This is a genomic window from Bradyrhizobium sp. KZN70725, from assembly GCF_055264925.1.
Genome location: NZ_JBUYWT010000012.1, coordinates 47,869 through 69,846, shown reverse-complemented (window position 1 = coordinate 69,846; position 21,978 = coordinate 47,869). Strand labels below are relative to the sequence as shown.

Below are 21,978 nucleotides of genomic sequence, written 5' to 3'. Positions count from 1 at the left end.
GCCGATCAGCGGTGCAGCCACATGCGGATCGCCAGCAGCAGTTGCTCGGTGTTCACGGGTTTCGCCAGATAGTCGGACGCGCCTGCCTCCAGGCATTTCTCTCGATCGCCTTTCATCGCCTTCGCGGTCAGCGCGATGATCGGCAGCCGCGCGAAGGCGGAGTTTTGCCGGATGGCGCCGATGGTCTGGTAACCGTCCATCTGCGGCATCATGATGTCCATCAGCACGATCGCAATCTTGGGATTGGATTCGACCAGCGAGATGGCCTCGTGACCGGTTGTCGCAGTCAACACCTTCATACCTCGCCGCTCCAACACGCTCGAGAGCGCGAAGATGTTGCGGGCATCGTCGTCGACCAGCAGTGCGGTCTTGCCAATAAGATCCTCATCAGAACTATTGAGCTTCTCCAGCATCCTCTGTTTTTCGACGGGCAATTCCGTGATCACACGGTGCAGGAACAGTGACGTTTCGTCGAGCAGACGCTCCGGCGATTCCACGCCTTTGACGACGATGCTGCGCGCCATCGTATGCAGTTCCGCGTCTTCTTCCGCTGAAAGTTCCCGGCCCGTAAACACGACGACGGGTATATTGGACAGCGTCTCGTCCTTGCGGATCTGATCCAGCACTTCGAAACCGCTCATGTCGGGCAGGCGCAGGTCGAGCACGACGCAGTCGCACGGATTTTCGCGCATCGTCGAGAGCGCCCCTGCCCCGGTGCCGGTGGTCACGATCTCGATATCCTCGTGCCCGAGCAGTTCCGTGATGCTGAGCTGCTCCGCCGCATTGTCCTCCACGATCAGCAGGCGCTTGCGGCGTGGTCTGGCGTATTCCTTGATCTGCGACAGCGCAGCGCTGACGCCTTCCGTCGTCGTCGGCTTGTTGACGAAGGAGAACGCGCCGCGCGCCAGCGCGTGCTGCCGGTCCTCGTCGAGCGTGATGATCTGAACCGGAATGTGACGGGTCAGCGGATTGTGCTTGAGTTGGCTCAGCACGGTCCAACCCAGCATGTCGGGCAGGAAGACGTCGAGCGACACCGCGCTCGGCTGGAACTGCTTGGCCAGATCCAGAGCTTCGGCACCGCGGCTTGCGACCAGCACCTTGAAGCCCTTGTCGCGCGCTAGATCGATCAGCACCCGCGCATAATGCGGATCGTCCTCGACGATCAGCAGGATGGTGTCGCCGGGCTCGAGATTGAGCCGGTCGTCCGGAAGCTGCTCGATCACACGCTCCTGCGCGCCCGACGCCTGCAGCGCCGGCGCCGGTGGGTGCGGCATCGCGATCGGTCGAGCCTGCGGGCGCAGTGCCACCGAGGGGCCGGCATATTTCAGCGGCAGATAGAGCGTGAAGGTCGAGCCCTTGCCTGTCGCACTGCGCAGATGGATCTCGCCGCCGAGCAGACCCGCGAGCTCACGGCTGATGGCCAGTCCAAGGCCGGTGCCGCCATATTTGCGGCTGGTGCCGGCGTCGGCCTGCTGGAACGCCTCGAAGATCAGCTTCTGCTTGTCTTGCGGAATGCCGATGCCGGTATCCGACACCTCGAACGCAACGACCGCGGGCGCCGCATTGAGGATCGGATGCTCCACACTCCAGCCGCCGAGCGCGGCCGACACGGTCAGGCTGACGCCGCCTTCCGCGGTGAACTTGAACGCATTCGACAACAGGTTCTTGAGCACCTGCTGCAGCCGCTTGGAGTCGGTGACCATGCTGCGCGCAAGATTGGCGTCGACATCGATACTGAACGAGAGATGCCGGTTCTCCGCCTCGTGCCGGAACGGCCGTCCGACGGTCTCGAGCAGGCTCGATGTCAGAATTTCCTCGGCGTCGACCGTCACCGTGCCGGACTCGATCTTGGAGAGATCGAGGATGTCGCTGATCAGGTTCAACAGGTCGGTGCCGGCGCCGTGAATGGTGCGGGCAAACTCGACCTGCTTGCCAGTCAGGTTGCCGTCGGGATTTTCGGTGAGCTGCTGGCCCAGGATCAGGATCGAGTTCAGCGGTGTCCGCAACTCGTGAGACATGTTGGCGAGGAATTCGGATTTGTACTTCGAAGTCAGCGACAGCTCGGTCGCCTTTTCTTCCAGCGCGCGCCGCGCCTGCTCGATTTCCTGGTTCTTGCGCTCGACGTCGACATTGCGTTCGGCCAGCTGCTGGGCCTTCTGCTCCAGCTGATCGTTGGTCTGCTGCAATTCCTTCTGCTGGGTCTGCAACTCGCCGGCGAGCTGTTGCGACTGCTTGAGCAGCGCCTCGGTCTGCATCGTCGCCTCGATGCTGTTGAGCACGATGCCGATGCTGTCGGTCAACTGTTCGAGGAAGGTGATCTGCGAGGTCGTGAACGAGGAGATCGAGGACAGCTCGATCACCGCCTTGACCTGGTTCTCGAACTGCACCGGAAACACGACGAGGTTTTTCGGCATGATCCGCATCAAGGCCGAATTGATCGGCACCGCATCGCCGGGAATCTCGGAGACGAGGCGCTGACGCTTGTCGAGCGCGCATTGGCCGATCAATCCCTCGCCGAACTGGACGATCTGCGGATGCGGATTGCTGCTGTCGCTGGCATAGGCCGACAACAGGCGCAACTGCGCATTCTCGGGATTGTCGACCTGGTAGATCACGCCCATATGCGCGTTGATCAGCGGCGCAAGCTCGGTCAGCAGCAGCCGGCCGACGGTCGCAAGATCGCGCTGGCCCTGCAGCATGTTGGTGAAGCGCGCCAGATTGGTCTTCAGCCAGTCCTGTTCGGTGTTGCGCTCCGTGGTCAGACGGAGGTTGCCGATCATCGTGTTGATGTTGTCCTTGAGCTCGGCGACCTCGCCGCGGACGTCGACCTGGATCGAGCGCGTCAGGTCGCCCTTGGTCACGGCGGTCGCCACTTCCGCGATCGCGCGCACCTGCGAGGTCAGGTTGGCCGCGAGCAGGTTGACGTTGCCGGTGAGATCCTTCCAGGTGCCGGCCGCGCCAGGCACGTTGGCCTGACCGCCGAGCCGTCCCTCGACGCCGACCTCGCGCGCCACGCTGGTGACCTGTTCGGCGAAGGTCGCAAGCGTCTCGGTCATGTTGTTGATGGTGTCGGCGAGCGCGGCCACCTCGCCCTTCGACTTCACCGTCAGGTTCTGCTTCAGGTCGCCGTTGGCGACCGCGGTCACCACCTTGACGATGCCGCGCACCTGCTCGGTCAGGTTGACCGCCATGACGTTGACGGTGTCGGTGAGGTCCTTCCAGGTGCCGGCAACGCCGCGCACCTCGGCCTGGCCGCCGAGCTTGCCCTCGGTGCCGACTTCGCGCGCCACGCGCGTCACCTCGCCGGCGAAGGCGTTGAGCTGGTCGACCATGGTGTTGATGGTGTTCTTGAGCTCGAGGATTTCGCCCTTCACGTCGACCGTGATCTTGCGCGACAGGTCGCCGCGCGCCACCGCAGTGGTGACTTCGGCGATGTTGCGCACCTGGGTGGTCAGGTTCGCCGCCAGCAGGTTGACGTTGTCGGTGAGGTCCTTCCAGGTGCCGCCGACGCCGGGCACCACGGCCTGGCCACCGAGCCGTCCCTCGGTGCCGACCTCGCGCGCCACGCGCGTCACTTCGGCGGCGAACGAGCGCAGCTGCTCGACCATCGTGTTCAGGGTGTCCTTGAGCAGCAGGATCTCGCCGCGCACGTCCACGGTGATCTTCTTCGACAGGTCGCCGCCGGCGATCGCGCTCGCGACCTCGGCGATGTTGCGGACCTGCGCAGTCAGGTTCGACGCCATGAAGTTGACGTTGTCGGTCAAATCCTTCCAGGTGCCGGCGACGCCGGGCACTTCGGCCTGGCCGCCGAGCTTGCCCTCGGTGCCGACCTCGCGCGCCACGCGCGTCACCTCGCCCGCAAACGCATTGAGCTGGTCCACCATCGTGTTGATGGTGTTCTTGAGCTCGAGGATTTCGCCCTTCACGTCGACGGTGATCTTGCGCGATAAGTCGCCGCGCGCCACGGCGGTGGTCACCTCCGCGATGTTGCGGACCTGCGCGGTCAGGTTGCCGGCCATCGAGTTGACGTTGTCGGTCAAGTCTTTCCAGGTGCCGGCGACGCCGGGCACGTTGGCCTGGCCGCCGAGGCTGCCGTCGGTGCCGACCTCGCGCGCCACGCGCGTCACCTCGCCCGCGAAGCGGTTGAGCTGGTCGACCATCGTGTTCAGCGTTTGCTTCAGCTGAAGGATCTCGCCGCGCACGTCGACGGTGATCTTGCGCGACAGGTCGCCGCCGGCGATCGCGGTCGCGACCTCGGCGATGTTACGCACCTGCGCCGTGAGATTGCCGGCCATCGAGTTGACGCTGTCCGTCAGGTCCTTCCAGGTGCCGGCGACGCCGGGCACCTCGGCCTGGCCGCCGAGCTTGCCGTCGGTACCGACCTCGCGCGCCACGCGAGTCACCTCGCCGGCGAAGGCGTTGAGCTGGTCCACCATCGTGTTCAGCGTTTCCTTCAGCTGAAGGATTTCGCCCGATACGTTCACCGTGATCTTCTTCGACAGGTCGCCCTTCGCCACCGCGGTCGCGACCTCAGCGATGTTGCGGACCTGCGCGGTCAGGTTCGAGGCCATCGAGTTGACGCTGTCAGTCAAATCCTTCCAGGTGCCGGCGACGCCGCGCACCTCGGCCTGGCCGCCGAGCTTGCCTTCGGTGCCGACCTCGCGCGCCACGCGCGTCACTTCGCCGGCGAAGGCGTTGAGCTGATCGACCATCGTGTTGATGGTGTCCTTCAGCTCGAGGATTTCGCCGCGCACGTCCACCGTGATTTTCTTCGAGAGGTCGCCGCCAGCGACCGCGGTCGTCACGGCGGCGATGTTGCGCACCTGCGCGGTCAGGTTCGACGCCATGAAGTTGACGTTGTCGGTCAGATCCTTCCAGGTGCCGGCGACGCCGAGCACGTTGGCCTGGCCGCCGAGCTTGCCTTCGGTGCCGACCTCGCGCGCCACGCGCGTCACTTCCGACGCGAACGCGTTGAGCTGGTCGACCATGGTGTTCAGCGTTTCCTTCAGCTGAAGGATCTCGCCCGACACGTTGACCGTGATCTTCTTCGAGAGGTCGCCGCCGGCGATCGCGGTCGCGACGTCGGCGATGTTGCGGACCTGCGCAGTCAGGTTCGACGCCATGAAGTTGACGTTGTCGGTCAGGTCCTTCCAGGTGCCGGCAACGCCGGGCACCTGGGCCTGGCCGCCGAGCTTGCCCTCGGTGCCGACCTCGCGCGCCACACGCGTCACTTCCGACGCGAACGAGTTGAGCTGGTCCACCATCGTGTTGATGGTGTCCTTCAGCTCCAAAATCTCGCCGCTGACGTCGACCGTGATCTTGCGCGACAGGTCGCCGCGCGCCACGGCCGTGGTCACGTTGGCGATGTTGCGCACCTGGGCGGTCAGGTTGCCGCACATCGCGTTCACCGAGTCGGTGAGGTCCTTCCAGGTACCGGCGACGCCGGGCACGATCGCCTGGCCGCCGAGCTTGCCGTCGGTGCCGACCTCGCGCGCCACGCGCGTCACTTCGGAGGCGAACGAACGCAGCTGATCGACCATCGTGTTGATGGCTTCCTTCAGTTGCAGGATCTCGCCGCGAACGTCGACCGTGATCTTCTTGGACAAGTCGCCGTTGGCGACCGCGATCGTCACCTCGGCGATGTTGCGAACCTGGCCGGTCAGGTTGTTGGCCATCGAGTTGACGCTCTCGGTCAGGTCCTTCCAGACGCCGGTCACTTCCGGCACCTGGGCCTGGCCGCCGAGCTTGCCCTCGGTGCCGACTTCGCGCGCCACGCGCGTGACCTCCGAGGTGAACACCGAGAGCTGCTTGATCATCGTGTTGACGATGTTCGCCGACTGCAGGAATTCGCCGCGCAACGGCCGGCCCTCGACGTCGAGCTGCACGGTCTGCAGCAGGTCGCCTTGCGCCACCGCAGCGACCGCGCGGGTGACCTCGCGGGTCGGCCACAGCAGATCGTCGATCAGCGTGTTGACCGAGCTCTCCATATCGGCCCAGGCGCCGCTGGCGAGGCCGAAATTGACGCGCTGGCGGGTCTGTCCCTCGCGGCCGACGACCTGGCCGACGCGCGCCAATTGCTGCGCCATGCGTTCGTTGGCGGCAGCGATTTCGTTGAAGGCGTCTGCGATCTTGCCGTCGATGCCGAGATAGTCGCCACGCATCCGGACCGAGAAGTCGCCGGCGCGCATCGCCTGCAGCGACTGCAGTAGGTCATGCGAGGAATCGAGGCTTCCGTTTGATTGTTGGCTGCGGCGCGTATCAGCACGGGGACGAGGCGACGAACCGAGATCGGTCATGTAATTTCCCCTACGCGCTGGCCGCGAATCCAGAGACTCGGAAAAGCCAGTGTGACCATAAGAATGACTGCCCTTGATCTATTCAAGCGGGAAAACGCCAAAGCCGCAATTTGTGACGCAAACCGAGTACCTTAATCGCGATTGGAACCAAAAGTTCCGACCGTTGGCCGAACTTTTACGAGGAACGACGGAGCCGGCCCTGATCGCCCGGTCCTCGTGCTCGCATGGAACATTGACCATCCCCGCGCGTTTCGGGCGGGGGCAGGATCGGTGATGGTTAAGAAATCAGAACAACTCAAACGGGGCATCGTCGAGAGCCGGCACGATCGTCGGCCGGTGGCTGGCGGCGTGGTCGACTACGCCATTTGCACGCTCGGCCCCGATGGCCGGGTCATCAACTGGAACAAGGGCGCCGAGCGCATCACGGGCTATCCGGCCAAGGCGATCCTCGGCAAGCACTTCTCGGTCTTCTATCCTGCCGAAGACCGCGCATCCGGCGTTCCGGCGAGAGCACTGCAGATGGCGCGGAAGGAGAAGCACTCAGCGGCCGAAGGCTGGTCCGTCCGCAAGGACGGGTCGCAATTCTACGCCGCTGTGGTCATCGATCCGATCTACGAGAAGCGCAAGCTCGTCGGCTACACAATGGTCACCCGCGACATCACCGAGCGGCATCAGGCGCGCGCGGATCTCGAGGCCAGCGAAAGCCAGTTCCGCCTGCTGGTGAGCAATGTCACCGACTATGCGCTCTATATGCTGACGCCGGCCGGCATCGTCGCCAATTGGAACGCCGGCGGCGAGCGCATCAAGGGCTATTCGCCCGGCGAAATCATCGGACAGCACTTCTCGCGGTTCTATACGCCGGCCGACCAGGCTGCCGGCAAGCCCGCCCATGCGCTCAAGATCGCGGAAGAGACCGGGCATTACGTGGAGGAAGGCTGGCGGGTCCGCAAGGACGGTTCGTTCTTCCGGGCGAGCGTCGTGATCGATCCGATCCGCGATACCGACGGCAGCCTGGTCGGCTTCGCCAAGATCACCCGGGATATTTCCGAGCGGCGCGACGCGCATCAGAAGCTCGAACAGGTGCAGCGTCAGCTTGCGGAATCGCAAAAGATGGATGCGCTCGGCCAACTGACCGGCGGCGTCGCGCACGACTTCAACAACCTGCTGATGATCATCTCCGGCAATCTGCACCGGATCAAGCGCGAGGTGATGAGCGAACGGGGGATGCTTGCACTCGGCGCGATCGAAACCGCATCCGAGCGTGCCGCGTCCCTGACCAGGCAGCTCCTCACCTTCGCGCGTCGGCAGAGTGTCAATCCGCAGACCATCAACGTCGCTGACAGGATCACCGCGGTGCGAGAGGTTTTGACCAGCGCGCTCGGCGGCGCGATCAAGCTGAACATGGAGATCGGACCGGATCTCTGGCCGATCTTCGTCGATCCGACGGAATTTGAGACCGCGCTGATCAACCTCGTGGTCAATGCCCGGGATGCGATGACCGGCGGCGGCACGCTGACCGTCGCGGCGCGCAATGTCCCGGAAGCCGCCCAGGTGGTCGTCAGCATTACCGACACCGGCGAAGGCATTCCAGACGATGTCATGAACAAGGTCTTTGATCCCTTCTTCACCACCAAGCCGGTCGGCAAAGGGACCGGCCTTGGGCTGTCCCAGGTTCACGGTTTCGCGCACCAGGCGGATGGCCGGGTCGAGATTACAAGCGCGCTCGGCAAGGGCACGACGGTCAGCATCTATCTCCCGCGCGGGACTGCGGCCGCAAAGCGCACAGCTACGGGGCACAGCACGCCCGGCTTGGCCACGATCCTGCTGATCGAGGACAATCCTGCCGTCGCCGATGCGAGCACGGGCCTGCTCGAACAGCTCGGCTACACCGTGCGCTGGGCCTCGAACGCGGAGGCCGCCTTGTCGGAAATCGACGCCAACGGGATCGATGTGGTGTTCAGCGACATCGTCATGCCCGGCAGGATCGATGGACTGAAGCTGGCGCGCACGATCCGGGACAGAAAGCCCGAGCTGCCGATCCTGCTGACGACAGGCTACAGCGCGAGCGCACGCGACGTGAGGTCCGACTTTCCGGTGTTACGCAAGCCGTACCACATCCACGACCTCAGCCGCGAACTCGCAAAGTTGACGGGGCACGGCGTCGGCAGCGCGACGAGCGGGCCATCCGGCAACGCTTCGAGCGAGTTCGATGCCACCGCGCATGACGTCGTGGCAAGACCAAAGGCGAAAGCCCGCTCCTAGTGTGCTGAATGCGAAGTCCGTGCGATTTCGCGGCAGCCACTTTCACGAACTTCGCATTCATAAAGCACACTAGAATCATAAGTTTGCCAGTGTCCTTATCGAATTCGAAGTTCGCTCCGAAGATGCGGCAAATGATGCGAACTTCGGATTCGGGACACTAGTTCAAAATCGAAAGGCTAGCGTTCCGCCGGCCAGCTTCGCCGCACCAATTGCACCCGCTCGATGCGGCTGCATTGCTCGCAGCGGTACTGAAGAATATCCCTGCCCTCGCTGCCCGGATGGCTGCTCTCGAGCCGCATCGTCCTGATGCAGCTGATGCAGGAGATCAGCGTCAGCAGTGGACTGCGATCGTCATTCATCGATGCCCGCGGTGGCGCGGTCGGATCGGCGATCATGGCGCTGGGCGATGCTATGGTATTGGCTCTCACCACAAGAAAATGCAGATCCTGCGGTCCCAGTTCCTTCCTTGAAACCTGATTTGGGCCTGAGCCGGTGTTCGAGGCTCCCTTCTTTGGACAAACCCCCGGATCACACCCGGGCGTTGCTGTGACCGGGCGTAGGCTTCGCCTTGTCCTTGTCCACCTTGACCTTCGCGCCGGCGCGGTCCTCGAAGCTCCGGCTCAGCCGCTCCCGGACCGTGGGGAGACGCTCGCCGCCGCCGGCGGCCTTCCACCGGCCGACCAGTTGGGCCACTTCGGCTCGCATCGCCATCAGCCGGTAGGATGCTTCACTGCAATCGAGGTCGCGGTTGACCTGATCCCTGATCGACGCCTCGATCAGGGTCATCTCAGCTCGCAACGTGCTGATCTTGCGCCGAATTTCATTGATCTTGTTGTCCATAGCTTGTTAGAACAAAAATAGAACATATTGTCAAGTCACGATCCAGCAAGCGAGGCAAGCAATGAGCGTGGCAGCGGTAAGATATGGTGGGGTTGCGGAGCGGCTTGGCGGGCTGATGACCCGTGCCCAGGCGCTGCGGTTGAGGAGCCTCGCCGAGGAGGCCTATCAGCCGAACCAGTACGCACGCGACCTGACGTCCGAGGAAGCCGAACGGCGGATCGACGCGCTGAAGGCGGAGATCGCGCTGGCGGATTCGTTCTGACCGTCCGCGCCAGCCAGGCCGGACGTCCCCTTAAGGCTTTGATATAGCGGCGCAGCTAGGTCTGTTCCTGTTATTGCTGCTTTGTCTTATTGCTGCTTGGTCCTGGGGGAGCCTGACGTGCTGGAGTTGGAGAAGCGGTCGCCGCTTGCGTTCCCGATTACGCTGAAGGACGGGCGAACGCTCGCGACGGTCGGCGACGCCGCGGACTACCTGTCCGCGCTAAACCTGGATCAGCGCGAGCGCGGCTACTGGAAGACGGCGATCATGATGTTCAACAACGCCATGCGCGAGCCGAGCTATCTGAAGATCGCAACCATGAACCTCCGGTCCGCGCTCGTGTATGACCGCCTGGTCGATGACGTTGGCCCGTGATTGTGGTGCCGCGGCTACAGCCGAATCGGCGGTGGTTGCGTAAGGCGCTGTTCGTTATGGCCGCAAACAAGGTAACGGCGGTACACGCGACGGCGGGTGCGCAATGCGCTTCAGCCGCACTCTCGGGCCGCCTTGGAGGGCCAATGGAACACCAAGGCGGCTCATTTTCTTTTCAAAGCAGTTTCGCGCGGACGAACAGCATCCGCAACGCGTTGGTCGCTTGCACCGTCAGCATGGCGTTACCGGCCGCTCTCTCGAGTGCAACCAATGCCTCGTCATGCAGCGAGCGGAACTCCATCCATTCGACGGCGCTGAGATTGCTGATGAAGCTATAGGCCTGGCCGACGGTCGCGAGCGTCACCGTCTCGCCGTTCAGCCGCACCTTGAACGTCGCCTTCAGCGGCGTGTCGGATTTGGATACGTCACCCATGGCGGGGTTGTGCGCCGCGCCGCGTTAATGTCAATCTAATTTCTCTCCGTCCGCCTCGGCGCGCCGGCCCCAATGAATCGCAATGTCTGTTAGCGTTTCGTGGGGGTGATTCGTGACTGATCTTGCCAACACAGCCTATCTCGATGCGCTCAATGCCGAGCAGCGCCGCGCTGTCGAGCACGGGGTCGGCAAGGATTGCATCGTCGGCGCGCCGCTGTTGGTGATCGCGGGCGCGGGGTCCGGCAAGACCAACACCCTCGCCCATCGCGTCGCGCATCTGATCGTCGCTGGCGCCGATCCGCGCCGCATCCTGTTGATGACCTTTTCGCGGCGCGCCGCCGCCGAGATGGCCGGCCGCGTCGAGCGCATTGCGCGCCGCGTGCTCGGCGATCGCGCCTCGGTCATGACCGACGCGCTGAGTTGGGCCGGCACGTTCCACGGCATCGGCGCGCGGCTGCTGCGCGAATTCGCCGAGCGTATCGGCCTCGACCCGGCCTTCACGATCCATGACCGCGAGGATTCCGCCGACCTGATCAATCTGGTCCGCCACGATCTCGGGCTCTCCCGCACCGAAAGCCGGTTCCCCACCAAGGGCACCTGCGTTGCGATCTATTCGCGCTGCGTGAACGCGGAGATGCCGATCGAGGCCGTGCTCGGCCAGTTCTTCCCGTGGTGCTCCGGTTGGGCCAGTGAATTGAAACAGCTGTTCGGGGCCTATGTCGAAGCCAAGCAGCGGCAGAACGTGCTCGATTACGACGACCTCCTGCTCTACTGGGCGCAGATGGTGACGGACAGCGCGCTGGCCGAGGAGATCGGCGGCCGTTTCGACCATGTGATGGTCGACGAATATCAGGACACCAACCGCCTGCAGTCCTCCATCCTGCTCGCGCTCAAGCCCGCGGGCCGCGGGCTCACCGTGGTCGGCGACGACGCACAGTCGATCTATTCGTTCCGCGCCGCCACCGTGCGCAACATCCTTGACTTCCCGGCCCAGTTCAGCCCGGCCGCCGAGATCGTCACGCTCGATCGCAACTATCGCTCGACGCAGCCGATCCTGTCGGCGGCCAATGGCGTGATCTCGCTCGCCAAGGAGCGCTTCACCAAGAACCTGTGGACCGACCGGACCTCGACCCGTAAGCCGCTGCTCGTCACGATCCGCGACGAGGCCGATCAGGCCCGTTACATCGTCGAGCAGGTGCTGGCCAATCGTGAGGAAGGCACCCTGTTGAAGCACCAGGCGGTGCTGTTCCGCACCTCCTCGCACAGCGGACCGCTGGAGGTCGAACTGACCCGCCGCAACATTCCGTTCGTGAAATTCGGCGGCCTCAAATTCCTCGACGCCGCGCATGTCAAGGACATGCTGGCGCTGCTGCGCTTCGCCGCCAATCCACGCGACCGGGTTGCAGGTTTCCGCATCCTGCATCTGTTGCCCGGCGTCGGACCGGCCTCGGCGCAGCGGGTGCTCGACCGCATGACCGAGGCCGCCGATCCGATTGCTGCGCTCGTCGCGCTGCCCGCTCCGCCCCGCGCCGGTGCGGACTGGCGGCTGTTCGTGGAGGCCATCGAGAACCTTCGCTACTCGGAATGGCCCGTCGATATCGAACGCGCCCGCCTCTGGTACGAACCGCATCTCGATCGCATCCACGAGGACAGCGAGGTACGCCGCGCCGATCTCATTCAGCTCGAGCAGATCGCCGCCGGCTACCCGTCACGCGAACGTTTTCTCACCGAGCTTACGCTCGATCCACCCGATGCGACCAGCGACCAGGCTGGCGTGCCGTTGCTCGATGAGGATTATCTGATCCTGTCGACGGTCCATTCCGCCAAGGGCCAGGAATGGACATCCGTCTATGTGCTCAATGTCGTCGACGGCTGCATGCCCTCCGACCTCGGCGCCGGCACGTCGGCCGAACTCGAGGAGGAGCGCCGCCTGCTCTACGTCGCGATGACCCGCGCCAAGGACGATCTGCATCTGCTGGTGCCGCAGCGCTTCTTCGTTCACGGCCAGGCCGCCAAGGGCGACCGCCACATGTATGCCTCGCGCACCCGCTTCATCCCGGAACGACTGCTGCCGATGTTCGAGCGGACCACCTGGCCGCGCGCCGCGGCCGCGCAGGCCTCCGCGGCCAACCGCGCGCCGCCGATCGACATCGGCGCCCGGATGCGCGGCATGTGGCGCTGACGCCGGTTCGAAGATTTTCATACGGGCTGGAACCAAGCCGCCGACCTTGCGTTGAGGCGGCGTTCGTAATCGGCAAACGACCATCCCCGACGGCTTCGGCGCGCAGTTGCACGCTGGAGCCGTCTTTTTTGCGCCGCGTCAATTCACGCGAAAGCCAATTCACGCAGGAAATAATGTGACGGGCTGGTCGAAGCCCTTCAGGGTGTAATCGGCACCGGCTGCCGTGATCATGTCGCGGGTTCGATCCCGCACGGCCGTCGTCACAAGGATCTCGCCTGACCTGGCGGCCGCCTGCGCGCGCGCCGCGCGATTGACCACCGTGCCGACTGCCGTCAGGTCGCGGTGGGCTTGGCCGAACTCACCGAAATTGGTGTCACCGCTGTCCATTCCGATTCCGATGCCGATCTCGATGTCGCCGGCGCCGATCGCCCGCACCAGCGCATCGTGCCTGTCGCGAAAACTGCGCTGGATCTGGCGCGCCGCGAGCAAGGCCTGCACGGCATGATCGTCGCGCCGCACCGGAAAATTGAAGATCGCGAACACGGCGTCGCCGTTGGTCTTGTTGATGATGCCGTCATAGCGCCAGATCGCGGCGGCACAGTCGTCGTAGAACGCGTCGAGCAGCGAGGTCAGCCCGTCCTGCGCGATGGTCTGCGTCAGTGTGGTGTAGCCGCGCAGATCGGCGAACAGGATGGTGGCGTCGATGGTCACGGCGCGCGCCTTCATGATCTTCGAGAAGGCCATCTCGCAGAGCGTGCATGTGTTCGGGTTCATGCGGCTCGGCCGGACGCCGAACAGACGCAACGGCGCCGCCAATGGACCGCGCAACGGGATCGGCATATGCAGGTTTTGCCAGCAGCCAAGGCAGATCGTTGCAGGTTCCGGAGTCATCGGCGGATCACCTGCTGTTCCAGCAACGAAACCCGACCGCCTTGGCACGCAGGTTCATGGGCGTCCCCAATCGAGATAGCCGCGCTCAGGCGGTTGCCACGAAACTCACTCCAATTCGCGACTTCTTACTCCAGATCACCTGGCACTCGTAGACGACCGAGGCGTCGCGGGCCATCACCAGGCGGAATCGGTGCGGGACGAAGGCCGGATTCTCGACCTCGATGGCCGCCCCTTCCGGCGAGATGTTCACGATCGTGCAATGCATGACCGAACCGCCCGACGAGACATAGCCGGGTTCATTGACCTCGGTTCGCGGATGCTTACGCTTTTCGTCCACCCGGCCTCCCCAAATGTTCTTCACGCAAACGTGGGCGATCGGCATTGCAGGAGTCAACGGCTCCGGCGGCTCGCATCGGGCTTTCGCACCACCATTTGTGCGCAGCAGTACGCCGAACCGCTTATCGCGACAATGCAGATGAGCCCCGCGTCGGCGCGGGCTTGTCGTTCGCGCTGGCGCGAGGATAGCCTCATCCTATGGGCGATGCGCTGGCGCGACGCACGCTCCGGGGAATAATGAACAGGCGCCATGGGGAGACGCGCCATGTTCGAGATTCTCGATCGCCGGACGACTCTGACCGGCAACCAGATCAAGATCCTTGCGGCGGCCATCATCGGCGATGCGCTGGAATTCTTCGACTACTTCCTGATCGGCTTCGTGCTCGCGTTCCTGATCGGACCGTGGAAGCTCACCTTCGGCCAGTCGGCCACCGTGCTGATGAGTTCCGGCATCGGCGCCATCCTCGGCGCCTACCTCTGGGGCTGGCTCGCCGACCGGGTCGGTCGACGTATCGTCTTCATCGGCACGGTGCTGAACTTCTCGATCGCGACCGGCCTGCTCTATTTCACACCCGATAACGGCTGGGTCTATCTGGCGATCCTGCGCTTCTTCGTCGGAACCGGCGTCGGCGGTCTTTATTGTGTCGACCTGCCGCTGGTGCAGGAGTTCATGCCCTCGCACAAGCGCGGCTGGGTCGGCGGCCTCGTCACCTGCGTGATCCCGCTCGGCGTCGGCCTCGGCGCGGTGCTCGGAGCCTTCATGGGAACCGATCAGTGGCGGCTGTTGTTTGCGATCGGCGTGCTGCCGTCGGTCCTGGTGCTGCTGGTTCGGATCTGGGTTCCGGAGTCGCCGCGCTGGCTGTGCCGGCAAGGACGCTATGACGAAGCCCGCAAGTCGCTCGCCTGGGCGCTGCAGGTGCCGCCGTCGGAGCTGCCGCTGCCGAGCGCGGCCGACGCCGGTCCGATCGTCACGACGAGCTGGTTCGATCTGTTCAAATATCCGCGCAGCCTGATCGTCTCCTGGCTCGGCAATGCAGGCGCGCAAACCGGCGTCTACGGCATCACGCTATGGGCGCCCGCACTGTTCGTGCTGCTGCTGAAGGTGACGCCGCAGGAAGCCGCCAAGATGATGATCCTGCTCAGCATCACCGGCTTCCTCGGCCGCATCTCGTTCTCCTGGTTCTCGGAGCTGCTCGGACGGCGTGTTGCCGGCGGCCTGCTCGGCTTCGGCGCCGGCGCGCTGACGATCATTGCCGGCTACCACTACGACGCGACTTTGTTCGGCATGTCGGCGTTCTGGCTGCTGCTGGCCGCCGCCTTCTTCTTCGCCGACGGCGGCTTTGCGATCGTCGGTCCCTACGCGGCTGAGGTCTGGCCGTCGCATCTGCGCACCACGGGGATGGGGTCGGCCTATGGCTTCGGCGGCATTGGCAAGATCATCGGGCCGGTCGGGCTTGCGCTGATCGTCGGTTCGAACAACTACCTCAAGCCCGATGTGCCACTGACCCAGATCCCGACCGCCTTTGTCTATCTCGGCTGCTGGTTCCTGATGGCGGGGGCCGTCTATTTGTTCTTCGGGCTCGAGACCCGGGGCAAATCGATCGAGCAGATCGACAAGGAGCTCAACGCGACGGCCGATGTCGCGGCCTCCGCAACGATCCGGCGCGCCTGAGGGAGGGCGAACATGAATGTGACTGCTGCGGACCTTATCGGTGATCGCGACGTGATCGCCCGCGCCGAGGCGATCAGGGACGCGGTGGCGGCCGCCTCCAACGATATTGAAACGACGCGCCGCCTGCCGCCCGACCTGCTCGACCGGCTGCATGAGGCGCGGCTGTTCCGCTTGCTGCTGCCGCGTTCAAGCAACGGGATCGAGACCGATCCCGTCACCTTCTTCCATGCCATCGAGACCATCGCCAAGGCGGATGCCTCGACGGCGTGGTGCCTGAGCCAGGCCGGCGGCTGCGCGATGTCGGCGGCCTATCTCGACCTGCCGGTCGCGCAGGAAGTGTTTGCCGACCCGCGTGCCGTGCTGGCCTGGGGCCCCGGCCCGAAGGTCAAGGCGATCGAGTGCGAGGGCGGCTACCGCGTCACCGGGGTCTGGTCGTTTGCCTCGGGCGGGCGGCACGCCACCTGGCTCGGCGCGCACTGCCCGGTCTATGCCGCGGACGGCTCGCCGCGCCGGGATGCCAATGGCGAGCAGGTCGAGCGCACCATGCTGGTGCGGACCGAAGACGTCGCATGGACCGACATCTGGAACACGGTCGGATTGCGCGGTACCGCCAGCGACCAGTTCGCGCTCGACGATTTCTTCGTCCGCGCGGACCATTCGATCACCCGCGAATTCGACCGCGAGTGTCGCGAGGATGGCCCGCTGTACCGGATGAGCAACCATACTTGCTACCAGATCGGCTTTGCCGGAGTCGCCTGCGGCATTGCCCGCAGTGCGCTCGACAATTTCGTCGACGTCGCCCGCAACAAGGTGCCGCGCGGCATGAAGAAGACACTGCGGGACAATGCGGTGGTGCAGTCCGGCCTCGCCCAAGCCGAGGTCAATCTGCGCGCCGCCCGCGCCTTCCTGCTGCAGTCGATGGCCGACATCTGGAAGGATCTGGTTGCCGGCCACAGCATCACGGTGGCACAGCGCATGACGATCCGGATGGCGGCCACCCATGCCATCCACAAGGCGCGGGAGGCCGTCGATTTCGCCTACAACACCGCCGGCGCCACCGCGATCTTCGACGGCCATCCGCTGGAGCGGCGCTTCCGCGACATCCACACCGTGACCCAGCAATTGCAGGGCCGCTTCAGTCATTTCGAGACCGTCGGCGCCTGGATGCTGGGCGTCGATGCCGACCTCAGCTTCGTTTAACCCGATTTCTCAAGGAGAAGAACCATGCCATTGGGTGGACTACAGCATTACACCATCGAGCCGCAGGATCTGGAGAAGACCAGGGAGTTCTATTGCGATGTGCTCGGGCTCGAGAACGGCGAACGGCCGCCGCTCGATTTCCCCGGCTACTGGCTCTATTCCGGCGGTCAGGCCACCGTCCATCTGATGGGCACCCGCAAGCCCCGCGACGGCATCGTGGTGCGCGGCACCGAGAAGAAATATGAGGACACCGGCCGCCTCGACCATATCGCCTTTGCCGCCAGCGACGTCGAAGCCGTGCGCAAGCGCCTGCAGTCGAAGAACGTCACCTTCCGTGAGCAGATCGTGCCGCGCACCGGCGACACCCAGATCTTCCTCTACGATCCGGACGGCATCGGTGTGGAGCTGAACTTCCCGAAGAGCTAAGCGCCAGCGTTTTGCGGATCGCTGATTGCCGGGCAGAGCCGTCCGAAGGACATCGTCGCTTTGCCGCGCCGATGTCCCGGTCATTGACGGCTCAATCCGCGCTGGCCTCGGGCGCTGTGGATGGTTCCCGACAAGGCCCTGACTCGGCCATCACTCGGGCGTGATCCGGTCCGTTTTTCTTCAACATTGAATGACGAATTAACCGGGCCGCGCCGCTGCGGCAGAATAGCCGGGTGCTGCGCCTTTAACCTACCCCAGGGCTTGGTGGCCCGGCTATTCGTCCCCACTTGGCCGGCGAGATTTCCTCAGTCGAGCCCGCGTTCGTGGCTCAGGCGGACCATTTCGTTGATGAAGATTTGTTTCTGCTTGTCGTCGAGGCTGGCAAACAGCGGCTCGGCGGCGTCGGCGACGCCGCGCTGATCGACCGCCCGGTCATTGAGGAACTGGGCCTCGTTGCGCATCTGCTCGATGATGTCATCCGGCGGATCGCGCTGCGCCCGCGCGATGCGCAGGTTGAGTCGGTCGGCGCCGTTGTGGCCGAGATAGTGCATCGCACTGTTGAAGCCGGCCCAATTCTTCTCCTGCTCCGGCGTCAGGTTGAGCTCCTTCTTGATCCGTTCGATGTTGGCGTCGCTGTTGGCGACGATCTGTTCGGCCGTCAGCTGCGGCGCGCCGGCCTGGGTCAGCACGGTCGGCGCTTGCTTCGCGCCCTTGTCCTTTGCGGCGGCCTTGGCCGACTTGGGGGCCTTGGCGCCGGCCGCCGCGCCCTGTGCGTTCTTCCCGCTGCCGGCATTGGGGTTGTTGCCATTGTTGCCGGTCAACACCCCGGTCACGCCGGTCACCACCCCGACAACGCCGCCGATGGCTCCGCCGAGAACGCCGCCGACCGGCCCGGCAGCCTTGTTGCCCTCGCGCGCCCCCTTTTCGACGCCCTGCACGATCTGCGCATCGACCATATGAGGCACTGCGAGCAACGTGACGGTGGCGGCCCCAACCGCGGCGCACAATCTCCATTGTGCGCGCAGCTTCGCTACCGGGATGAGCATGATCGGGTCTCCGTGATCGGTGGTGGATTGCGGAATTGATGCGGGAGTAGGTTCGACAAATCCGGACTTTAGCGTTTCCGGCTTCAGCAAGTCTATCGGCCGCGCCGGGCATCAACATGGCGGAACAGAGTTCGCTGAGGCTTGACCGGAAAGCTGCGGCTCAACCGCGCACCGTCTGCGACCTTGTCTGCGTCGCCGCCCGCGTGCGTCGCAGCATGATCGCAAGACGCACGGCAAACCGCCGGCAACTGCAGTGATGCGAACGGCACTGCCTGCTATTTGACCACAACGTTAGTTCTAGTTGGCATCAGCATCTCGTTTCTCGACAGATGCCGGCAATTCTGTTCTGATCGGTTTCAACGCAAATCCCGCGACGTCGCGCAAACGCGACGCACAAAAAAGAACAACGGGATTCAAAAAGTCTTTTGTCCGTCGGCTACCAGGGAGGGAATGCCATGTCACGGAAGAAGCTCTCGCGCCGAGAATTCGTCGCAGCGACAGCGCTGTCATCGGCCGCGCTGATTACAGCCCCCTACGTGCGTGGCGCCTACGCAGCCGGAAAGCTCTCGATGGGCTTCTGGGATCACTGGGTGCCCGGCGCGAACAGTGCGTCCACCGAGCTGGTCAATGAATGGGCTGCCAAGGAGAAGGTCGAGGTTCAGATCGACTACATCACCAGCCAGGGCAACAAGAACATCGTCACCATCGCCGCCGAGGCGCAGGCGAAATCCGGTCACGATATTTTCCAGATGCCGACATGGTGGCCGCAGGCCAACGCCGAGTTGCTCGAGCCGGTCAACGACATCATGGATCCGCTCCTCAAGCTGAACGGCGATGTCAACGGCACGGTGAAATATCTCGGCCAGGCCGGCGGCAAATGGCTCGGCGTTCCCGCCAGCGTCGGCAGCCAGATCAAGGGTCCTTGCTCGCGCATCGACCTGATGAAGAAACACGCCAACATCGACGTGCAGGAGATGTATCCGGTCGGAAGCGAGCCGAAAGCCGATAACTGGACCCTCGATACGTTCCTCAAGGCGGCTGAAGCCTGCCACAAGGCCGGATTCCCGTTCGGTATCGGCCTTGGCGAAACCAGCGACAGCGTCGACACCGCCGGCGCGATCTTCCAGTCGTTCGGCGCGCAGCTGGTCGATGCCAAGGGCAATCTCACCGTCAAGACCGACGCGGTGCGCCAGGCCCTCGACTACTACAAGAAGCTGCTCGCCTTCCTGCCGCCCGATGTGGCGGCATGGGACGACGCGTCCAACAACAAGTGGCTGGTCGCCGGCAAGGGCGCGATGATCCTGAATCCGCCGAGCGCGTGGGCGGTCGCCAAGCGCGATGCTCCGCAAGTCGCCGAGCAGTGCTGGACGCACGGGTTCCCGGCCGGGCCGAAGGGACGCTTCGCGCCCTATCTGCCGTTCTTCTGGTCGATCTGGTCGTTCTCGAAGAACAAGGAGGCGGCCAAGAGCCTGCTGACGCACCTGTCGCAACCTGCATCGATCGAGAAAATGGTGGTCGCCAGCGGTGGCTATGACCTGCCGGCCTACGAAAAGCTCACGACCTTGAAGGTCTGGGCGGAGCAAGCGCCGCCAAAGGGGACGCTCTACCACTATCCGAACCCCTATAAGCACCAGACGCTGTCGATTGCGGCCTCGCCCGCGCCGCCCAAGATCGCGCAGCAGATCTACTTCCAGGCCACGCTGACCAAGATGTGCCTGCGGTACTACCAGGGTGAAAGCATGGAAAAGACACTCGCCTGGGCCGAGGGCGAGTGCGAAGGCTTCATGCGAAGCTGACGACAAGCGAGGTCTCGCGCGACCACCCGTAATGTTGGCCGCGCGAGGTCCCGTCTTCACATCCCAGCCGCCGGACTGGCGAGCTGTGCAACCAACCCGCGCGAGGGACCTGCGTTATGGTTGACGTCGCATTCCAATCCAACCGCGCAGCCGCTGCCCAGACGGGACGAAGGCGCGTCGGCCTGCGCAACGCGCTGCGGCGCAAGTCGATGGCCGCGTTCCTGATGACCTTGCCGCTGATCCTCCTGATCGCGATCCTGGTGCTCTACCCGGCCCTCTACTCCTTGCACCTCGCAACGCTGAACAAGGCGATGACGAAGTTCGTCGGGTTCGGCAATTTCGAGTTCCTGTTCAAGCGCGACACCTTCTGGCTGGTGGTCAAGCAATCCTGCATTTTCGCGATCTCGGCGGTGATCTTCAAAGCCCTGATCGGCTTCATCGTCGCGCATTTCGTGCACAACGTACCCGCCAACAAGCAGCGCAAGTGGCGCGGCATGCTGCTGGTGCCATGGGTGATCCCGCCGGCGATGAGCACGCTGGCGTGGCTCTGGCTGTTCGACCCCTCCTACAGCGCCTTCAACTACACGCTTTCCTTCTTCGGCATCGGGCCGATCCCGTGGACCGGCGATGCGATGTGGGCGCGCTTCTCGGTGATCCTGGTCAACGTCTGGTACGGCGCGCCGTTCTTCATGATCATGTATCTGGCGGCGTTGAAATCGGTACCCGACCAGCTTTATGAGGCGGCCGCGATCGACGGCGCCAATTGGTGGCAGCGCATCTGGTACGTGACCCTGCCGATGATGCGCAACATCATCGCGATCACGACGCTGTTCTCGCTGATCGTGACCTTCGCCAATTTCGACATCGTGCGCATCCTGACCGCGGGCGGGCCGCTCGACCATACCCATATCTTCGCCACCTGGGCGTTCCGCGTCGGCATCGAGGGCAGTGATGTGCCGCTCGGCGCCAGCGTTTCGCTGTTCATGGTGCCGATCCTCGCGGTCGCGGCGATCTTCATCCTGCGCGACATCACCAAACGCGGGAACGAAGCCTGATGAGCTCGCTGACGATCGACAAGTCCGGACCGACCCGCAAGGTCAAGTACGGCAGCATGAGCCGCGACCGCGCCTGGGCGCTACGCTGGTCCTATTTCTTCCTGGTGCTGTTTGCGATCTTCTCGCTGACGCCGCCGATCTACATGCTGATCACCTCGCTGAAGAGCAGCGCCGAGATCTCGGCCGCGACCAATCCGTGGTGGGTCTATCATCCGACACTCAGCAACTACATTGAGCTGCTGACCTCGAACCAGTTCCTGCGCTTCTTCTGGAACTCGGCCTGGGTCTCGATCATCGTGGTCACCATCACGATGCTGATTAGCGTGCCGGCGGCCTTTGCGCTGGCGCGGATGAAATTCTGGGGTTCGGCGACGCTCGCGACCGGCGTGTTCCTCACCTATCTCATTCCGGACAGCCTGCTGTTCATTCCGCTGTTCAAGATGTTCGCCGTGTTCGGCGACTGGACCGGCATCCAGCTGGTCAATCGCTGGTACGTGCTGCTGTTCATCTACCCGACGCTGACGGTGCCGTTCTGCACCTGGATCATGATCGGCTATTTCGCCTCGATCCCGAAGGAGCTCGACGAGGCGGCGATTATCGACGGCGCGAGCTGGTTCCAGACGCTGACCCGGATCTTCATCCCGGTCGCGCTGCCCGGCCTGATCGCGGCCACGATCTTCGCCTTCACCGTCTCCTGGGCTCAGTTCCTCTATCCGCTGGTGTTCACGACCTCGACCGATCAGCTGGTGCTGCCGGTCGGCATCATCACGACCCTGATCAAGGGTGACGTCTTCAACTGGGGACAGATCATGACCGGCGCCCTGCTCGGCGCCGCGCCGCCGCTGATCATCTATGCCTTCCTGATGGACTACTACATTGCCGGCCTGACCGCCGGTGCGACAAAGGGTTGAA

17 protein-coding genes are annotated in these 21,978 nt (G+C 63.9%); 10 read left to right on the top strand and 7 right to left on the bottom strand.

Annotated features, from left to right (window positions below; all coding sequences use genetic code 11):
• Positions 1-5 precede the first annotated feature (5 nt).
• Positions 6-6,296, bottom strand: a complete 6,291-nt coding sequence (locus ACZBJS_RS14030; RefSeq protein ID WP_141342393.1) for a HAMP domain-containing protein — start codon at positions 6,294-6,296, stop codon at positions 6-8.
• A gap of 273 nt (positions 6,297-6,569) precedes the next feature.
• Here ACZBJS_RS14030 and ACZBJS_RS14025 point away from each other — a divergent pair, with 273 nt between their 5' ends.
• Complete coding sequence (locus tag ACZBJS_RS14025) at positions 6,570-8,558, top strand: hybrid sensor histidine kinase/response regulator (RefSeq protein ID WP_076828855.1); 1,989 nt, start codon at positions 6,570-6,572, stop codon at positions 8,556-8,558.
• 176 nt (positions 8,559-8,734) lie between these two features.
• Here ACZBJS_RS14025 and ACZBJS_RS14020 read toward each other — a convergent pair whose 3' ends face one another.
• Positions 8,735-8,917, bottom strand: coding sequence for a hypothetical protein (locus tag ACZBJS_RS14020; protein ID WP_225646739.1), 183 nt, complete (start codon positions 8,915-8,917; stop codon positions 8,735-8,737).
• Between the two features lie 169 nt (positions 8,918-9,086).
• Positions 9,087-9,398: a hypothetical protein gene (locus ACZBJS_RS14015; protein WP_141342394.1), complete on the bottom strand. Its 312-nt coding sequence runs from the start codon at positions 9,396-9,398 to the stop codon at positions 9,087-9,089.
• Between the two features lie 61 nt (positions 9,399-9,459).
• On the opposite strand from ACZBJS_RS14015, the gene ACZBJS_RS14010 reads away from it, so the two are divergent.
• Both ACZBJS_RS14010 and ACZBJS_RS14005 read left to right on the top strand, forming a co-directional pair.
• The gene (locus ACZBJS_RS14010; protein ID WP_026192767.1) at positions 9,460-9,660 is read left to right on the top strand and encodes a DUF3072 domain-containing protein; all 201 of its coding nucleotides are present in this window, start codon (positions 9,460-9,462) and stop codon (positions 9,658-9,660) included.
• Positions 9,661-9,777: 117 nt separating this feature from the next.
• Positions 9,778-10,032 (top strand): hypothetical protein, encoded by a 255-nt coding sequence (locus ACZBJS_RS14005; protein ID WP_028332017.1) that lies wholly within the window; start codon positions 9,778-9,780, stop codon positions 10,030-10,032.
• A gap of 172 nt (positions 10,033-10,204) precedes the next feature.
• Here the strand turns inward: ACZBJS_RS14005 and ACZBJS_RS14000 are convergent, their stop codons facing one another.
• Entirely contained in the window at positions 10,205-10,462 is a 258-nt protein-coding gene (locus ACZBJS_RS14000) for a hypothetical protein (protein WP_057018676.1), read from the bottom strand.
• 112 nt (positions 10,463-10,574) lie between these two features.
• Here ACZBJS_RS14000 and ACZBJS_RS13995 point away from each other — a divergent pair, with 112 nt between their 5' ends.
• Positions 10,575-12,644: an ATP-dependent helicase gene (locus ACZBJS_RS13995; protein WP_316398989.1), complete on the top strand. Its 2,070-nt coding sequence runs from the start codon at positions 10,575-10,577 to the stop codon at positions 12,642-12,644.
• Between the two features lie 159 nt (positions 12,645-12,803).
• Here the strand turns inward: ACZBJS_RS13995 and ACZBJS_RS13990 are convergent, their stop codons facing one another.
• Positions 12,804-13,535 carry an adenylate/guanylate cyclase domain-containing protein gene (locus tag ACZBJS_RS13990; protein ID WP_141342396.1) on the bottom strand — a complete coding sequence of 244 codons (732 nt, stop codon included), beginning with the start codon at positions 13,533-13,535 and terminating at the stop codon, positions 12,804-12,806.
• 85 nt (positions 13,536-13,620) lie between these two features.
• Positions 13,621-13,917 carry a PilZ domain-containing protein gene (locus ACZBJS_RS13985; RefSeq protein WP_256527878.1) on the bottom strand — a complete coding sequence of 99 codons (297 nt, stop codon included), beginning with the start codon at positions 13,915-13,917 and terminating at the stop codon, positions 13,621-13,623.
• A gap of 219 nt (positions 13,918-14,136) precedes the next feature.
• Here ACZBJS_RS13985 and ACZBJS_RS13980 point away from each other — a divergent pair, with 219 nt between their 5' ends.
• Genes ACZBJS_RS13980 through ACZBJS_RS13970 form a run of 3 tightly spaced genes read left to right on the top strand, consistent with a single transcriptional unit; the run spans position 14,137 to position 17,169 of the window.
• Positions 14,137-15,543 (top strand): MFS transporter, encoded by a 1,407-nt coding sequence (locus tag ACZBJS_RS13980; protein ID WP_316398990.1) that lies wholly within the window; start codon positions 14,137-14,139, stop codon positions 15,541-15,543.
• 12 nt (positions 15,544-15,555) lie between these two features.
• Entirely contained in the window at positions 15,556-16,743 is a 1,188-nt protein-coding gene (locus tag ACZBJS_RS13975; protein ID WP_141342397.1) for an acyl-CoA dehydrogenase family protein, read from the top strand.
• A 24-nt stretch (positions 16,744-16,767) separates the two neighbouring features.
• On the top strand, positions 16,768-17,169 hold the full coding sequence (locus tag ACZBJS_RS13970; RefSeq protein ID WP_463438818.1) for a VOC family protein: 402 nt from the start codon (positions 16,768-16,770) through the stop codon (positions 17,167-17,169).
• A 305-nt stretch (positions 17,170-17,474) separates the two neighbouring features.
• Here ACZBJS_RS13970 and ACZBJS_RS13965 read toward each other — a convergent pair whose 3' ends face one another.
• A complete protein-coding gene (locus ACZBJS_RS13965; protein WP_076828866.1) occupies positions 17,475-18,215 on the bottom strand; it encodes a Spy/CpxP family protein refolding chaperone in 741 nt (246 codons plus the stop codon).
• 455 nt (positions 18,216-18,670) lie between these two features.
• Here ACZBJS_RS13965 and ACZBJS_RS13960 point away from each other — a divergent pair, with 455 nt between their 5' ends.
• The 3 genes from ACZBJS_RS13960 (at position 18,671) to ACZBJS_RS13950 (ending at position 21,977) form a co-directional block, all read left to right on the top strand.
• Positions 18,671-20,011 (top strand): ABC transporter substrate-binding protein, encoded by a 1,341-nt coding sequence (locus ACZBJS_RS13960; RefSeq protein ID WP_076828868.1) that lies wholly within the window; start codon positions 18,671-18,673, stop codon positions 20,009-20,011.
• Between the two features lie 116 nt (positions 20,012-20,127).
• Positions 20,128-21,066 carry a carbohydrate ABC transporter permease gene (locus ACZBJS_RS13955; RefSeq protein ID WP_028340672.1) on the top strand — a complete coding sequence of 313 codons (939 nt, stop codon included), beginning with the start codon at positions 20,128-20,130 and terminating at the stop codon, positions 21,064-21,066.
• Positions 21,066-21,977: a carbohydrate ABC transporter permease gene (locus ACZBJS_RS13950; RefSeq protein ID WP_016847559.1), complete on the top strand. Its 912-nt coding sequence runs from the start codon at positions 21,066-21,068 to the stop codon at positions 21,975-21,977. Before ACZBJS_RS13955 ends, ACZBJS_RS13950 begins: the two co-directional genes overlap by 1 nt.
• The last annotated feature ends 1 nt before the right edge of the window (position 21,978 follow it).

Bases quoted from the DNA above. Each gene is read 5' to 3' on its own strand.
- ACZBJS_RS13955 (WP_028340672.1), top strand. From the start codon at position 20,128: ATGGTTGACGTCGCATTCCAATCCAACCGCGCAGCCGCTGCCCAGACG.
- ACZBJS_RS14015 (WP_141342394.1), bottom strand. From the start codon at position 9,398: ATGGACAACAAGATCAATGAAATTCGGCGCAAGATCAGCACGTTGCGA.
- ACZBJS_RS13980 (WP_316398990.1), top strand. From the start codon at position 14,137: ATGTTCGAGATTCTCGATCGCCGGACGACTCTGACCGGCAACCAGATC.
- ACZBJS_RS13985 (WP_256527878.1), bottom strand. From the start codon at position 13,917: ATGCCGATCGCCCACGTTTGCGTGAAGAACATTTGGGGAGGCCGGGTG.
- ACZBJS_RS14025 (WP_076828855.1), top strand. From the start codon at position 6,570: ATGGTTAAGAAATCAGAACAACTCAAACGGGGCATCGTCGAGAGCCGG.
- ACZBJS_RS13950 (WP_016847559.1), top strand. From the start codon at position 21,066: ATGAGCTCGCTGACGATCGACAAGTCCGGACCGACCCGCAAGGTCAAG.
- ACZBJS_RS13990 (WP_141342396.1), bottom strand. From the start codon at position 13,535: ATGACTCCGGAACCTGCAACGATCTGCCTTGGCTGCTGGCAAAACCTG.
- ACZBJS_RS14030 (WP_141342393.1), bottom strand. From the start codon at position 6,296: ATGACCGATCTCGGTTCGTCGCCTCGTCCCCGTGCTGATACGCGCCGC.
- ACZBJS_RS14010 (WP_026192767.1), top strand. From the start codon at position 9,460: ATGAGCGTGGCAGCGGTAAGATATGGTGGGGTTGCGGAGCGGCTTGGC.
- ACZBJS_RS14000 (WP_057018676.1), bottom strand. From the start codon at position 10,462: ATGGGTGACGTATCCAAATCCGACACGCCGCTGAAGGCGACGTTCAAG.
- ACZBJS_RS14020 (WP_225646739.1), bottom strand. From the start codon at position 8,917: ATGAATGACGATCGCAGTCCACTGCTGACGCTGATCTCCTGCATCAGC.
- ACZBJS_RS13975 (WP_141342397.1), top strand. From the start codon at position 15,556: ATGAATGTGACTGCTGCGGACCTTATCGGTGATCGCGACGTGATCGCC.
- ACZBJS_RS13960 (WP_076828868.1), top strand. From the start codon at position 18,671: ATGTCACGGAAGAAGCTCTCGCGCCGAGAATTCGTCGCAGCGACAGCG.
- ACZBJS_RS13965 (WP_076828866.1), bottom strand. From the start codon at position 18,215: ATGCTCATCCCGGTAGCGAAGCTGCGCGCACAATGGAGATTGTGCGCC.
- ACZBJS_RS13970 (WP_463438818.1), top strand. From the start codon at position 16,768: ATGCCATTGGGTGGACTACAGCATTACACCATCGAGCCGCAGGATCTG.